This window comes from Oceanobacillus alkalisoli, from assembly GCF_022213125.1.
GTDB lineage: Bacteria > Bacillota > Bacilli > Bacillales > Amphibacillaceae > Oceanobacillus > Oceanobacillus alkalisoli.
The window spans coordinates 966114-981584 of sequence record NZ_JAKNRA010000001.1 but is presented as its reverse complement, the minus strand read 5'-3'; the positions used below and the strand labels follow the sequence as shown (position 1 = coordinate 981584).

Genomic DNA, 15471 nt, shown 5'->3' with positions numbered 1-15471 from the left:
TAGCGTGAGATTATTAAGTTAATATCAAGTCTGTTTAAGAAATCATTAACAATAACAATTAGTGTCGTTTATTCAACCAGAGTACTCCAGACTTCGCCAAACGCGGGAGGAGTCCTGTCATTGGCATCGTCATCATGTTACCGAAACCATCAGACTTTCCGAGTGACCCGAGTGTACCTCTTAACTTGATTGGGCGTGGTTTCCTTGGATTCTTACCGCGTAATAGGGCAAACAAGATTTCAGCAAGCTGTTCTCCCTGTACTCCAGCAAGCTGAGCGCTCGGTGAAAGCTCGGAAGACGCACAGTCACCGAGTACGAAAATATTTTGCTGCTCTGGTACTTGATAGTAATCATTAATGATAACTTTCTCATGAACATCTTTTTCAAATGGAAGTTCCCGGACCAGATAAACCGGTCTTACTCCGGCAGTCCAAATGGTGACATCGTTCAAGTAGCAGACGCCATTATTACACACACCATCTTTTTCTACATATTCAACATTGGAGTGGTGGATGACATCGACATCATTGGCAATGAACCATCGTTCCACATGACTTTGAATTTTTTCATCAAATGCTTTTAAAACAGTCGGTCCGCGGTCGAGGAGACGAATGTTTAAATCTGGCCGGCTTTCCCGGATCTCAGAAGCAACTTCAATCCCACTCAAGCCTGCTCCGACAATCGTTACCCTTCCGTAAGCACTTAAGTTACCGACGGCTACACCCGTATGTCTTGCCTTTGTAAAGGTTTGGACACTTTCCGTATATTCCGTAGCTCCTTTGACACCGTGGAAGTTGTCTTCACAGCCTAGTCCAATCACTAGGTAATCAAAGGGAAGCGTATCTTCCGGGTCCTGGAAAATGATTTGGTTATTCTCAGTATCAATTTTTGTAACTTCTTTAAAAATATATTGAACCCGCTTGTCCTCCGGGAATTCTACACGTACTTCTGAATCTGCTACCGTCCCGGCTGCAATCGTATAAAACTCGGTTTTTAAGGAACGGAATGGATTCCGATCAATTAATGTAATCTCTATATCTTCTGGAAGATGATTTTCTAGCAATCCGGAGAGCACTTTGATTCCGCCATAACCTCCGCCTAATATTACTAGCCTCTTCATGAAATAACCCCCTCAAGTTTGTTCGCATCACTCTTTATCCCACCTTATAGATTACCAAAGTTAGGAGAATTCCGCTACTAACGGCCTCGAAACCTTAAACCAGATGAAAGGGCATCCAAACAGATATATGATATACTAAAGGTAGTTTTTTATGTGTTAACGGTTTACCCCGGTGTAACCGTCCGTAAACCTCCCACTTCAAAACTTTAGGGTCTTCGAGAAAGTCTAGGTGGGAAGAAACGTGAGCTGACACTTAAGGTTCGTTCAACTAACAAGCAGTGGGGGATGAAGAAAAACCTCCACTGACTGAAGCTTCACTTTATTATACAGGGGGAGAAAAGATGACGCAGGAAAAAATCGCTATCCAGGATGAATATGCAGAGGAATTTGCTTGGTGTTATGGATGTGGCAGATTAAATGAAGCAGGACATCATTTTCGAACGTTTTGGCAAGGGGAAAAAACGAGGACGGATTATCGACCGAAAGACGAGCATAAAGCGGTACCAGGTTTTGTTTATGGTGGTGTGCTTGCTTCGCTTGTCGATTGTCATGGAACAGGCTCAGCGGCTTTAGCTTTGCACCGCAAAAATGGTCACGAACCGGGGGACGGGGCAGAACCTCCAAGATTTGTGACAGCATCACTCCATCTCGATTTTTTAAAGCCGACCACACAGGACGTGCCATTGACGGCGATTGGTAAGGTGGAAGAGATCCATCCGAAGAAATGGAAAGTTCGTGCCGAAGTATTTGCCAGTGAGGAATGTGTTGTTAAAGGAGAAGTTGTTGCGGTTGTTATGCCGGAAAGTTTTCTAAAAGCATAATGTAGTTAAAAGCTTTGAATGAATGTTGAGGTGGAACATGAAGATGTTGAACTTAGACTCCCTATTGGATGTCATGGGAGAGCTTTTTTCCGATGAAGTATCCATTGCAGTCTCGAATACGACGGAATATATTTATTACCGCAGGAGCAAAAGAATAGATTTAAAGATAAATCCAGGGGACCCAATTAAAGAAGGAACGATTGCCTATCAAGCTATTCAAACGAAACAAAAATCATCCGAGTTCATCGATCGTTCCGTGTTTGGTGTACCTTATCACGGGATGGCAGTGCCTTACTTTGAAGATAGAGAAGTCGCTGGCTGTGTGATGGCGATTTACCCGGCATTCACGGACGGGAAGTCTGTCGTAACGGTTCGGACGGAAGATGGCTGGAAACCAATCCCTTTTCAGGAAGTGAAATTTTTAGAAGCGAAAGACAGGAAGACCCATGTCATTGCAGAACATGATTATGGTACACATAAGAATACGCTGCAAGAGTTTGAATACGTATTGCCGCGGGATACATTTGTACGCTGTCATCGTTCCTTCATCGTAAATGTGCATCAAATTGAAGAGATTTTCCCTGATACACATTCGACATTATTACTATCGATGGTTGGCGGGGAAAAAATCCCGGTAAGTCAATCTTATTCTAGTTATTTCCGAAAATTGTTAGGATTCTAATGCAAAAAATTCATGTTTTGTTCACAATTAGACTTGTCTTAAACAAATAAATATGAAATCTATCCAGCTAATCCATTTTTCCCCCAACTCTCTTGTAAAATAATTATTAAGAGAACGTTAGAGATGGGGGAATTTTCATGCGGGAAAAATTAAAGCGCATACATCTTGCTGAACTTCATGATCGCGTTACTTCTGCAGATGTTGCAGCATCATGGATAGAAGATGGCATGACACTAGGCTTGAGCGGTTTTACGCGGGCAGGCGATGCGAAAGCAGTACCAAGAGCCTTAGTGGGGAGAGCGAATGATGGCGAGGACATAAAAGTAAATGTATATACAGGCGCCTCCCTCGGATCGGATATTGATAAGATGCTGGCAGAAGCAGGAGTCGTGAACAAACGTGTTCCATTCCAAGCGGACCCAGCAATGCGCAAAACAATTAATTCAGGGGATCATTTGTTTGCGGATCAACACTTATCCCATACGGCTGAACTGCTTCGTTCGGGAGTTATTGGAATCGATTATGCCATTGTTGAAGGGGTAGCGATTACAGAAGATGGATTACTGATTCCAAGTACATCCGTTGGGAACAATCTGGCCTTTGTCGAAGCGGCGGAACATTTGATTATTGAAATCAATACAGCACAACCGGAAAGTCTGGAAGGGGTCCATGACTTGTATAGTCCTGGGAAGCAAGGGGAAAGACAGCCGATTCCATTAACAAAAGTGGACGATCGTCTCGGTGAAATTGGAATTCCGTTAGATATAGATAAAATTAAAGGGATTGTTTTCACCGAGCAGATGGACTCTCCATCGACTATTTTACCGCCGGATGATGAGACACAGCAAATTGCGGATCACTTGCTTGGTTTCTTACGGGATGAAATGAAAGAAGGGCGCTTAACAGAAAAGCTCATGCCGCTACAATCTGGCATTGGTACGGTTGCGAATGCAGTGCTGCATGGCATGCTTGACTCTGAATTTGAAAATCTTGAAGTCTATTCGGAAGTATTACAGGATGCTGTGTTTGACTTAATTGATGCGGGGAAAGTCAATTTTGCATCCGCATGCTCCATGACTCTGTCTGAAGAGAAGATGAAAGATGTCTTCGGTGACTTTGAAAAGTACCGGGAAAAGCTCGTTATCCGGCCGCAGGAAATCTCCAACCAGCCGGAACTCATCCGTCGTCTTGGTCTGATTTCTATTAATACAGCACTCGAGTTAGATATTTATGGAAACGTTAACTCCACACATGTGACCGGAACGAAGATGATGAATGGTATTGGTGGATCGGGCGATTTTGCACGTAATGCTAGACTGGCTATTTTCGTTACGAAGTCCATCGCAAAGAATGGCAACATCTCGAGCATCGTGCCATTTGTGTCACATGTCGACCATACTGAACATGATGTAGATGTTATTGTGACAGAGCAAGGATATGTAGACTTGCGCGGCTTGGCACCGAGAGAACGGGTTCCGTTAATTATTGAAAACTGTGCCCACCCGATGTACCGGGAACAGCTTTGGGCCTATTATCAGGAAGCACTTGGACGCGGGGGGCAGACACCGCATGTCCTTGAGAAAGCATTTTCCTGGCATACAAACTTTATACAAAACGGAACAATGAAAGAACGTGTCACGGAAAAAGTAGAAAGTTGAATGAATTTCATAATTACCAAAGTCGGCTTTTGCGTCACCATATGTAGTTGGGAACGAACCAACTCAACTACATATGGTGATGGTGAAGCATTAAATACGTATTATGAAATTCATTAAGTTAAGTTTCAAACAAAATAGGGGTAAATATATAACAAAGGCGGAAGCGCCCTTACAGGCTAAGTACGCGATTCGTCTTCGCAACGCCTGTACTAGCACATACCGTGTCCCACCAAAAGATCTGCTAGTTGCTGGGCGCTGGAGCTAGACGTGGATAAAGAAAGGCATATACACTTCGGGCAGGAAGTGTATATGCCTTTTACGTTACCTAGAAAACTATAAAGTAAAAAGAGGACGTCGCGTACTTAACCTGTGTGGGCACATCCGCCTTTGATTGTTCCAGTTATCTTCTAATCAATTGCAGGAAGTGGGTGAGAATTCTTGCGGTCAGTCCCCATATTACTTTGCCGTTATATTGATAAAATAGTTCATTGATATGGCCTGCACTCCATTTATAGTCTTTACCACCGACGATGCGATCGAATGGGAAATTATCTTCCGGTTTGACGTGAACGTGAACCTTATAAATTTCAGGCTCTGTTTCTAGGAAGAAATTGAGCGGGACGGTGAATACCTCGGCTACCTCGGCTTCATTTGGAACAATTCTTTCAGATTGAAGTAAGGTTCCTACAAAGGGATAAATGATGCGGCCGCTGTCATTCACGATATAATCAAGTGGAGTCAGACCTTCAATATCTTTCGCACTGACCCCCAATTCTTCCGTTGTTTCCCGAATTGCTGCATGCTTTGGGGTAGGGTCCTCCGGGTCAATTCTTCCCCCGGGGAAACAAATGTCGCCGGGTTGACTGCGCATATGCATCGCCCTTACTTCAAATAAAACATGGGTTTCATTCTGAATGGTTGTGAGAGGGAGAAGTACGGCAGATTGTCTATAATGTTGTTCGCCCATAACCCGGGGAGTTCTATTTTCTAATTTCGCAAGTATTTTAGATGCATCCATTTCATCACCTCCGTACACGTTTCTTTCTAAATGATTGTTTGAAAAGTCCGGTAAAAATGACACTTCGAGAAAGAGAAGGTTCTACTAAAAACCGTCCACGTCCCGTGGACAACGTAGAACTCACCACATCTTATGGAAGCTCGTTGGCTCGCTTTTCCGATCCTCATGTGCCTAATAACGTACATTCCGGTGCCGGGAGCTTCACCGCCTCGAATTTTGACGCACAGGATGTGCTAGTGTCGGCGTTGCAACAGGACGTTGCTTATTTAGCCGATCTCGGTCCTTTTTATCCTCCTTTTTGAATACACTTTCTATTACTATTATACATGAAAATATGGAAATATCCCTTTGTCTGCTTGTGTAAAAGTGTATTTGAGCCCATGTCCTTTTCCAAGCGAAAGTATCTATGCTAAAATAATAGGCATAATACACCCAAAGGATTGAGGGATAAAATGAAGTTGGTATATGAAGGAAAAACAAAGGATGTCTATGAACGTGAAGATGGAAATTATTTATTGAAATTTAAAGATGATGTGACAGGTGAAGGCGGTGTGTTCGATCCTGGTGCTAATACAGTAGGATTGACGCTGGAAGGTGCTGGTCGGGCAGGGCTCGAGCTTACGACATTATTTTTCGAAATACTAAAAGAGAGAAACATTCCAACCCACTATGTTACAAGTGATTTAGAAAAAACGACGATGACCGTTATACCAGCAGACGCTTTCGGTGACGGTTTGGAAGTCATTTGCCGTTACCGGGCTGCCGGAAGTTTCCTTCGCCGCTACGGAAAATACGCTGAAGAAGGACAGGAGCTGGAAACGTTCGTAGAAGTTACCCTGAAAGATGATCAACGGAATGACCCGCCAATCGGAAGGGAAGCACTTAGCACGCTTGGAATTCTTTCTGGCGGGGATTATGAGACGTTAAGGCAATTGACGATTGATATTTCTGATATCATTAAAGAAGAACTTGCTAAGAAAAATATTGAACTTTATGATGTTAAACTCGAATTTGGACGTGATAAAGAGGGGAATATCATTTTAATCGACGAAATTTCCGGTGGTAACATGCGCGTCTACCGGGACGAGAAAGCGATTGATCCAATTGAACTTGCTAAAATCATGACTGCGGAATAATAAAGCACCTGGAACGTGTATTGCTGCTCGTTCCAGGTGCTTTTGTGGTTTTAGCTTACGTCTAGCTCCAACGCCCAGCAGACTTCCTTTATCTCCATTCGGTAAAAAGGAAGTTCGATTAAGTTCGCTCACGTATGGGGCAACATCGAACTACCTCCCAACCTGGGGGGCGCAGTTTGTACGTCGCTACGACGCACAGGATGTGCTAGTACAGGCATTGCGAAGACGATCGCGTACTTAGCCTGTAAGGGCGCTTCCGCTTTTGTTAATGCTTCTCAACTTTCACATTCGGTTCATCTTTGATTTCACCGATTGCAAGGTCGTCTGTTATATGCAGTTGGCGAGTTTTACCATACTTTGTGACAAATTTAAAGATTCCATTGTTAAAGTCTGTGCCGATTTCTTTATAAAAGATTCCTTCAAATAGATTTTCCTTCGCTCTTGTGAAGGTGATTCGGTAATCGTCTCCTTCTCTAATTAAAAATGCGCGGACACCTTTTTCAAAATCTGTATCGGTATCGAACTTTAAAGAACGGTCGACGGATACAATATGCACATCGACAAATGTTATTTCTTTCAAAATTGAATTGACGAAGGAACCTTTTGTAATCTCTTCCCAACGGCTTTGCGGTGTTTGCCCGACAACAATTTGCGTAATGTTCCGGCTGTGGGCAACCTCAGCTATTGCTTTTGCGACTGGACGTTTTTCGTTATCGCGTAAAATAAATTCTTCTATACCTAGTTGATCGCAAAGCTCTTTCCAAGCCTCCACATAATTTGAACGTTCCGCATCAAAATCATCATATGGAAGTGGGTCTACTGACAGCACATATAATGGACAATCCATGATTTGAGAAAGTTTATGTCCTCTTTTGATTAATCGCTCACCATTTGGGCCATAGTAAACACAGACTAAAATCTTTTCATCCATCCGACTTTTAATATTTTTCATGATGGCAAAATTCACCTCTTCATACTGATTAATCAGCTGTTATTTCACTTTATCTATTGAAACTGTACCATTCTAACATGTATTAGAAGGTTCGTGAAGACCTATTCGAAAAAAATTACTTTATGTTATAAGTATGTGGAAAAGGGGAAGATGGTAATACACTAATTTATTACGCATGAACGGTCTGTAATCCCCCGTCTTTAAATATGAGGGAAAGCCAAAATGTGAACGTGGGAGATAAACAGTCCATAAACTCCTGATTTTGTTCAACAAACACGGAGTGGGGAAAGAACCCCCCACTGCGTGAAGTTTCACTTTATCATTTTAGACTTCTCAGACATCTGAAGTGCAAGCAGCTTGAATTTCATGTATAATTAATACTTGTAATATCCATTCCACATAAGTTTTACTACTAAAACACATTTTTAAACATACCGTTTAACCCCTTATTTCCAAGCGGTTTGTTGCCCCTATTATCATACGCGTAACTTATTAAGTCAAGGTATCATGATATAACTTCATATATAAAACAAAACTGGCATGTTTCTTAAGAAAATCCTGTATGTTTTGGGCAATCATCAGGTGAATTTTGATTGGAGGTTTGATTTTGGGAACGTTGAATTTCATTGTACTCATACCCTTTTTAGCTGCAATATTTATTCCCCTATTCTATAAAAAAGGATCACGGCTACATATCGGACTATTACCGATGATCGTTGCTGTATCATTATTTATCTATCTTTTGACTTATATACCTCAGATAGCGAATGGCAAGACTTTTTTGCATACCATATCCTGGATTCCTTCCTATGGTATTAACTTTACCACTTATTTGGATGGGCTTAGCTTAATTTTAGCTTTACTTATTACGGGGATCGGAACACTCGTGATCCTCTATTCGATTTATTATTTGTCTGAAAATGAACAGTTGGGTCACTTTTACACTTATTTAATGTTGTTTATGGGTGCGATGCTTGGTGTCGTCCTCTCTGATAACATGATGGGGCTTTATGTGTTCTGGGAATTGACGAGTATTTCTTCCTTCCTCTTAATTGCATTCTGGTATCAGCGGAAACGTTCACGGGAAGGAGCACAGAAATCATTGCTTATTACGGTAAGTGGTGGTTTCGGAATGCTTGTTGGATTTCTGATGATCTATTCGATGACTGGGACGATGAGTGTGCGGGAGGTTATTCAAATCATGCCGGATATGACGGATCACGGCTTGTTTGTACCGGCAATGCTGCTCATCTTATTAGGGGCGTTTACAAAGTCTGCCCAGTTCCCATTCCATATCTGGCTGCCGGATGCGATGGAAGCGCCGACGCCGGTAAGTGCATATCTGCACTCTGCAACAATGGTAAAAGCGGGAATTTATTTAGTTGCCCGTTTTACACCTGTATTTGGCGGTGATGGGATTTGGTTCTGGGTAGTGACTGGAGTAGGGTTGTTCACGTTGTTCTGGGGTTCCTTCCAGGCAGTGCGGCAAACTGACCTGAAAGCGCTCCTTGCATTTTCGACGGTCAGTCAGCTCGGAATGATTATGAGCATGTTCGGGATGGGCTCTGTTGCTCTTAACTTCGGTTATTCAACCGAATCCGTATTCTACTCACAGGCTACTTTTGCTGCGTTGTTTCATCTTGTAAACCATTCGACCTTTAAAGGTGCACTATTCATGGTAGTTGGAATCGTTGACCATGAAGTGGGGACGCGAGATATTAGGAGACTTGGTGGCTTGGCTACGATTATGCCGATTACCTTCACTATTTCCCTAATCGGCAGCTTTTCTATGGCAGGACTGCCTCCATTCAATGGGTTCTTGAGTAAAGAAATGTTCTTTCAGGCAGCTGTTGATATTACCGAGCTTGGACTATTTCATATGGATACAATCGGTAATTTGATTCCGATTCTTGCATGGGTGGCAAGTATTTTCACCTTTGTCTATAGCATGATTATTGTATTTCAGACGTTTCTTGGGCCGTACAGGGAAGAGCGTTTGGAAAGACCGGCTAGTGAAGGTCCAGGCGGAATGCTTATTTCTCCGGTTATTTTAGCAGCGTTTGTCGTTCTTATTTTCTTCATGCCGAATGTGCTTGGGAATTATATTATCCGTCCAGCGGTGGAAAGTGTGTTTCCGACGCTTGCGGCAGAAGTGGACGTAGGTGTTGAGATATCAGCTTGGCACGGACTTAATACAGCGCTATGGATGACGATTGGTGTCATTGTCCTTGGTATCTTGCTTTATTCCTTCCCGAAAGCCTGGCGCTGGATTTATGCGATATTCCCAACAGGTTGGTCGCTGAATTCCTTGTATAACTTCACGCTCGAACAGGGTGTGAAATTTTCAAGAACGTTTACGAATGGCTATATGACAGGTTTACTGCGTCATTATATGATGTATATTTATCTGTTTTTCATTGTGCTTGTTGCCGGAACCTTTATCTTGACTGGGTCGTATGACTTTACGATTTCGGGTAATGCGGAGATTTCGACTTTTGAATGGATTATCGCTCTGACCTTGATTATTGCAGCTGTTTCCATCCTGTTTGCCAAGTCCCGTCTTACAGCAATTCTCCTAAACAGTGTACTGGGTTATGGGGTTGCACTCTTTTTCGTTATTTTCCGGGCCCCGGACCTCGCGCTAACACAGATGGTTATTGAGACGGTAACGACTGTTCTCTTCCTTGTTGCTTATTATTTCTTACCGGAATGGAAACGGGAAAAAGAGACAAGAAGAATAAATATGTCGAAATTGTTCGTATCAATAGGTGTTGGTGCAACCTTCACTGTTGTTGCTTTGGCAGTTCAAAATAATCGTTTGTTTGAACGGATTTCGACATACTTCGAGAATTCTTATGAACTTGCAGGCGGTCGCAACATCGTAAATACGATTTTAAGTGACTTCCGTGGATTTGATACGATGCTTGAAGTTGTCGTGCTCCTCATTGCCGGACTTGGAGTGTATTCCATTATTAAATTGAAGGCAGGAAAGCGGGGGGATAAGCTTGAAAATCAATAACGTTATTTTAAGAACCGTTACGAAGATCTCTGTATTTATTATCCTGACCTTGGCTGTTTACCTGTTTTTCGCTGGGCATAACAGCCCAGGAGGCGGGTTTATTGCAGGACTTGTTCTTGCAGCTGCATTTGTACTCCTGTTTCTTGTGTACGATATGGATACGATTCGCAAGGGAATACCTATCGACTTCAAAAAAATTGCTGCATTCGGAGCGTTTTTGGCAGTCGGGACGGGCTTCGGTGCATTTGTATTTGATGTGCCGTTTCTTACTCAAAGCTTTGATTATTTTGAAGTTCCGTTCTTCGGTGAAGTTGAACTGTCGACTGTGACGATATTTGAAGCTGGTGTCTCGTTTGCGGTAGTCGGTGTTGTAATTACGATTATCTTAAGTATTAGTGAGGATGTGTAGGTTATGGAAACATTGATGATCATCCTAACCGGCGTTTTAGTCACGATTGCGACTTATCTTGTTCTATCGAAAAGTGTGATCCGTGTCATTCTCGGAACAGCCGTTTATTCCCACGCCGCACATTTATTAATTATAACGATGGGTGGCCTGAAAACGGGTAATGTACCGATTTTGGGAGATGAAGATATTAGCACATTTGTTGATCCGCTTCCGCAAGCATTAATTTTAACATCGATTGTAATCAGCTTTGCGGTGACGGCACTCGTGCTTGTACTTGCATATCGTGCTTACCAGACGCTTGGAACGGATAACATGGAAGAATTGCGAGGTAGTAAGTATGAATAATATTATTGTACTGCCGATGGCTCTTCCAATTATGCTCGGCATTATTCTAATCTTTTTAAGACCTTATATAAAAACACAACGGGTAATAACCGTTTTGGGGCTATTGGCTACTATTGGAACGAGCATGTACATGCTCCACTGGATTCAAACGGATGGCATTATCCGGCTTGATTTTGGAGGCTGGGAACCGCCGTTTGGTATTCTGTTTGTAGCGGATTCCTTTGCAGTCATTCTTGTGACTGTCGCTAGTATCGTAACTTTAATTTGTTTAATTTATGCATTTTCCTCGATCGGCGAGAAAATTGAGAATATGTATTTCTACTCCTTTGTTAATTTCCTCCTTGCAGGTGTTAACGGATCCTTTTTAACAGGCGATATCTTTAACCTCTATGTAAACTTTGAGATTATGCTGCTTGCATCATATGTGTTGATTGTCCTCGGTGGAAAAAGGATGCAGCTAAGGGAATCACTTAAGTATGTTGTCATCAATATTATCTCTTCTTGGTTTTTCCTTGTTGCTATCGCGTATTTGTATGCACAGCTCGGGACGTTGAATATGGCGCATATTTCAGTGTTAATCAGTGAATCAGGACAAACGCCATTGCTTACAGTAACGAGTCTCGTGTTCTTGATCGTTTTCGCTTTGAAATCCGGGCTCCTTCTATACTTTTGGCTGCCGGGTTCGTACAGTGCACCACCGACTGCTATTGCAGCTTTGTTCGGAGGGTTACTGACGAAGGTAGGAATTTACGTCATGATCCGCGTGTTCACGTTGATCTTTTACCATGAACCGCAGATTACCCATACGATAATAGGAATTTTAGCTGGTCTGACTCTCGTTATGGGTAGTATTGGAGCGATTGCCTATAAAGATATCCGGCAAATCGTTGCGTACAACGTTATTATTGCGGTTGGCTTTATACTAGTCGGGCTTGCTGTGATGACGCAGGAAGCATTGGAAGGTGCGGTTTATTACCTGATGCATGACATGGTTGCGAAATCCCTGCTCTTCCTGCTTGCCGGTACGATGATTACCGTGACAGGAGAGAAACGACTCGATAATATGAGTGGATTAATCCGTAACTATCCGGCATTTGGCTGGATGTTCTTTATCGTCATGCTATCCTTAGCCGGAGTACCGCCGCTCAGTGGTTTTATCGGAAAAGTACTAGTTGGTCAAGGAGCAATTGAAGCAGGCTCTTATGTTCTGCTTGCACTTGCCTTCATTTCCAGTATCTTTGTACTTTACTCCCTCTTACGGATTTTCTTGAACAGCTTTTGGGGAGAGACGATTATTAGTTTTGATGATGAAGTACCAATGAAAAGGGGCTGGATTGTTTCATTTGGATTACTGACCGCACTCATGTTTACGTTTGGAATCGGAGCAGAATATTTTGCCCCCTACGTAGCAGATGCAGCCAACACCTTGCTCAACCCGCAAATTTATATTGATGCTGTATTAGAGTAATTAGATTGCTGCCTGTAGCAAGCGGCTATAGGCAACAGTTAAAAGAGGAGCTGACGATGGATGCCAGCACAATTTTTTCTAAATGTATTTATTGCGATATTATGGGTATTTATTAGTGACGAATACGAATTGCAATTCACTACATTCGTTTTCGGATATATTGTCGGAATCGGAATCGTATTCCTGATGCACCGATTATTCGGGGAGCGGTTCTATCTCGCTCGCCCATGGGCTTTATTTAAGTTAATACTTATCTTTATCCGTGAGACATTTTCATCGAGTATCTGGGTGTTGAAGCATATTTTAAGTCCGAAAGTAACGTATAAACCAGGTATTTTCAAATATGAGACACAAATGCGGGGGGAGTGGGAAATCACGGCAATTTCATTACTTCTTACGCTCACGCCGGGTTCAGTAGTGATGGAGGTTGCTCCGGAAGAAGACTACCTATACATTCACGGCATGGATCTGGAAGAATCAAAAGAGATGCTGCTCAAATCCTTGTACACGTTTGAAAAAGCAATTATGGAGGTGACGCGCTGATGATTAATACATTGCTAGTTACATCGCTCATATTATTCGGAGTGGCGATCGCCATTACCCTCATCCGTATCATTATTGGGCCGAGTTTACCAGACCGCGTCTTGTCTCTTGATATGATTGGTGTTCAAATCGTTTCTTCACTTGCGATTATTTCAATTCTCCTCAATACTCGTGCATTCTTGGAAGTAATTCTCGTACTTGCCATCCTGGCATTTATTAGTACGATCTCCTTCACGAAGTACATAGAGAGGGGTGTTATCATTGAACGTAAGCGTGATAATTGAGTATATCGGTGCCATCTTGATTTTTGTCGGTTCATTATTTGCTGTTATTAGTGCAATCGGACTGATTCGATTTCCTGATGTCTACACCCGTTCTCACGCAGCGACCAAGAGCTCAACGCTAGGTGTACTGCTTACCCTGACAGGTGCACTGATCTATATTCTTGAAAGTCAGGATTACTTCAGTGTGCGCCTTGTCTTAGGGATTGTCTTTGTGTTCCTGACTGCTCCAGTCTCCGGGCATTTGGTTACGAGAGCGGCTTACCGGAAAAAAGTCAAGTTGGCGGATATTACGGTTGAAGATGATTTGAAAGATGTTATTCATGGGAAGAAAGAAGAATTAAAGGAAGATAATACGAATTAAAATTGGGACATAACTTTCTGCTTTAACGGAAAGCTATGCCCCAATTTTTTTGATTAAATTTTGAAGTTATAAAATAAAAATGTTGTGGATAACTTGATATCCAGGGCAAGCCACGTCCGGCTCCAGCGCCCAGCAACTAGCAAACTTCACACTCCTCCAATCGATAAGTCAACATCAACTCACTATCGTTCGTTGTGTTTCCTTTATCTCATTACGGAGTGCTCCAGTTTGTACGTTGCTAAACGGGCGCTTGCGCCTTTGTTCTTACTAATCGAATAAATCAGCCACAATTTCATACGAACGTAATCGATCTTTCAGGTGGAAAATCTGTGATCCGATAATGATCTCATCTGCCCCAGTTTCTTCTTGGAATGCGATGAGACCCTTTCTGATCGTATCTTTATCCCCGACAATCGTTGTGCGTGGATCAAGCGATTCATAGACGGCAGCTTTTTCCATTGGAGACCAGACGCTATCCATGCTTTCAATTGGTGGCTGGAGTTTTCTTGTTTTCCCGCGGCGCAAGTCAAGGAATTGCATATACTGGGAGCTTGCCAGATACTCTGCTTCTTCGTTTGTATCTGCTGCAATCACGTTGACACCAACCATCGCATATGGCTTCTCTAACACATCAGAAGCTTCGAAGTTATCCCGATAAAGCTTTAATGCTGGAACCGTGTAAGCTGGTGCGAAATGACTTGCAAAGGAGAAAGGCAGTCCTTTATGGGCAGCAAGCCTTGCGCTAAAGTCGCTGGAGCCAAGCAGCCAGATTGGAACATTCAGTCCCTGGCCAGGAACAGCCCGGACATTTGTTTTCGGCTCGTCAGAAAAATAATCCTGTAATTCATTTACTTGCATTGGAAATTCCTCTGGTCCTGCATTCAGGGTTCGTCTTAGAGCAAAGGCTGTCGCTTGGTCGGTTCCAGGCGCTCGGCCAAGTCCAAGGTCGATCCTTCCCGGGAAGAGGGACTCAAGCGTGCCGAACTGTTCAGCGACGACAAGCGTTGCATGGTTTGGCAGCATAACGCCCCCTGCTCCAACACGCATATAATTCGTATTCCCGGCGATATGAGAAATCAAGACAGATGTCGCCGAACTAGCAATCCCCGGCATATTATGATGCTCAGCTAGCCAGTAACGGTTAAAGCCTAACTTTTCAACGTGCCTGGCAAGTTCCACACTTTCCTTAAACGATTCCTCTGCATTTGAACCTTGGCGAATTGGTGCAAGGTCTAGTACAGACAAAGGGATTTTATTAAAATTTTTAGCATGTTCATGTTTCAACCAACTCACTCCTTTAATCTCAGTACTCTATTTTTCACAACTAAAACAAATCTATTCAACCTGATGATTGCTTTCATTCAGCAGAAGTAATTGCACGTTCTCTTGGTAGGGATGATTATTATTAATAGCATTTATTCCAGTGCTATATCACGATAAAAATTATATCTTTGGAATATTAAACAGTGATCTAAATTCGGCCTTTGCTGGGAGCAGTCCAGACACCTCGAGACTCCTGCGGGAGGATAGGCTTGGTGAGACCCCGCAGCAGGCTTGCCTGCGAGGAGGCTCACCAGCCGCCCGCGGAAAGCGAGAGGTGTCTGGACTGCGGACCCCAGAAGAGAGCTTCGGTTTCGGACACTTACGCTGAATGA

The 15471-nt window shown here is 42.9% G+C and carries 15 protein-coding genes; 11 read left to right on the top strand and 4 right to left on the bottom strand.

The features are described from left to right. Nucleotides 1–58 precede the first annotated feature (58 nt). Nucleotides 59–1120 carry an NAD(P)/FAD-dependent oxidoreductase gene (locus L3V42_RS04350; RefSeq protein WP_238471414.1) on the bottom strand — a complete coding sequence of 354 codons (1062 nt, stop codon included), beginning with the start codon at nucleotides 1118–1120 and terminating at the stop codon, nucleotides 59–61. A gap of 341 nt (nucleotides 1121–1461) precedes the next feature. Here L3V42_RS04350 and L3V42_RS04345 point away from each other — a divergent pair, with 341 nt between their 5' ends. The 3 genes from L3V42_RS04345 (at nucleotide 1462) to scpC (ending at nucleotide 4281) form a co-directional block, all read left to right on the top strand. Then, nucleotides 1462–1941 carry a PaaI family thioesterase gene (locus L3V42_RS04345; protein ID WP_238471413.1) on the top strand — a complete coding sequence of 160 codons (480 nt, stop codon included), beginning with the start codon at nucleotides 1462–1464 and terminating at the stop codon, nucleotides 1939–1941. A 37-nt stretch (nucleotides 1942–1978) separates the two neighbouring features. Next, on the top strand, nucleotides 1979–2623 hold the full coding sequence (locus tag L3V42_RS04340; protein ID WP_235762688.1) for a LytTR family DNA-binding domain-containing protein: 645 nt from the start codon (nucleotides 1979–1981) through the stop codon (nucleotides 2621–2623). A gap of 137 nt (nucleotides 2624–2760) precedes the next feature. Then, nucleotides 2761–4281 carry a succinyl-CoA:acetate CoA-transferase ScpC gene (scpC, locus tag L3V42_RS04335; RefSeq protein ID WP_238471412.1) on the top strand — a complete coding sequence of 507 codons (1521 nt, stop codon included), beginning with the start codon at nucleotides 2761–2763 and terminating at the stop codon, nucleotides 4279–4281. 400 nt (nucleotides 4282–4681) lie between these two features. Here scpC and L3V42_RS04330 read toward each other — a convergent pair whose 3' ends face one another. Beyond that, entirely contained in the window at nucleotides 4682–5299 is a 618-nt protein-coding gene (locus L3V42_RS04330; RefSeq protein ID WP_235762686.1) for an NUDIX hydrolase, read from the bottom strand. A 452-nt stretch (nucleotides 5300–5751) separates the two neighbouring features. Here L3V42_RS04330 and L3V42_RS04325 point away from each other — a divergent pair, with 452 nt between their 5' ends. Next, on the top strand, nucleotides 5752–6435 hold the full coding sequence (locus tag L3V42_RS04325; RefSeq protein WP_235762685.1) for a phosphoribosylaminoimidazolesuccinocarboxamide synthase: 684 nt from the start codon (nucleotides 5752–5754) through the stop codon (nucleotides 6433–6435). A gap of 265 nt (nucleotides 6436–6700) precedes the next feature. Here the strand turns inward: L3V42_RS04325 and L3V42_RS04320 are convergent, their stop codons facing one another. After that, entirely contained in the window at nucleotides 6701–7387 is a 687-nt protein-coding gene (locus tag L3V42_RS04320) for a universal stress protein (RefSeq protein WP_235762684.1), read from the bottom strand. A gap of 607 nt (nucleotides 7388–7994) precedes the next feature. Here L3V42_RS04320 and L3V42_RS04315 point away from each other — a divergent pair. From L3V42_RS04315 to L3V42_RS04285, 7 genes are read left to right on the top strand one after another with little or no spacing between them, the layout of a single operon-like run. Then, nucleotides 7995–10406: a Na+/H+ antiporter subunit A gene (locus L3V42_RS04315; protein WP_238471411.1), complete on the top strand. Its 2412-nt coding sequence runs from the start codon at nucleotides 7995–7997 to the stop codon at nucleotides 10404–10406. Continuing rightward, nucleotides 10393–10815: a Na(+)/H(+) antiporter subunit B gene (locus L3V42_RS04310; protein WP_235762682.1), complete on the top strand. Its 423-nt coding sequence runs from the start codon at nucleotides 10393–10395 to the stop codon at nucleotides 10813–10815. The genes L3V42_RS04315 and L3V42_RS04310 overlap by 14 nt, the downstream gene beginning before the upstream one ends. Before the next feature lie 3 nt (nucleotides 10816–10818). Next, on the top strand, nucleotides 10819–11160 hold the full coding sequence (locus L3V42_RS04305) for a Na(+)/H(+) antiporter subunit C (protein ID WP_235762681.1): 342 nt from the start codon (nucleotides 10819–10821) through the stop codon (nucleotides 11158–11160). Then, entirely contained in the window at nucleotides 11153–12628 is a 1476-nt protein-coding gene (locus L3V42_RS04300) for a Na+/H+ antiporter subunit D (protein ID WP_235762680.1), read from the top strand. The genes L3V42_RS04305 and L3V42_RS04300 overlap by 8 nt, the downstream gene beginning before the upstream one ends. Nucleotides 12629–12688: 60 nt before the next feature. Next, entirely contained in the window at nucleotides 12689–13171 is a 483-nt protein-coding gene (locus L3V42_RS04295; protein WP_235762679.1) for a Na+/H+ antiporter subunit E, read from the top strand. Further along, on the top strand, nucleotides 13171–13455 hold the full coding sequence (locus L3V42_RS04290) for a Na(+)/H(+) antiporter subunit F1 (RefSeq protein WP_235762678.1): 285 nt from the start codon (nucleotides 13171–13173) through the stop codon (nucleotides 13453–13455). Before L3V42_RS04295 ends, L3V42_RS04290 begins: the two co-directional genes overlap by 1 nt. Beyond that, on the top strand, nucleotides 13433–13816 hold the full coding sequence (locus L3V42_RS04285; protein WP_238471410.1) for a Na+/H+ antiporter subunit G: 384 nt from the start codon (nucleotides 13433–13435) through the stop codon (nucleotides 13814–13816). Before L3V42_RS04290 ends, L3V42_RS04285 begins: the two co-directional genes overlap by 23 nt. A gap of 267 nt (nucleotides 13817–14083) precedes the next feature. On the opposite strand, the gene L3V42_RS04280 is transcribed toward L3V42_RS04285, so the two are convergent. After that, on the bottom strand, nucleotides 14084–15100 hold the full coding sequence (locus L3V42_RS04280; RefSeq protein ID WP_238471409.1) for an LLM class flavin-dependent oxidoreductase: 1017 nt from the start codon (nucleotides 15098–15100) through the stop codon (nucleotides 14084–14086). Nucleotides 15101–15471: the final 371 nt, after the last annotated feature.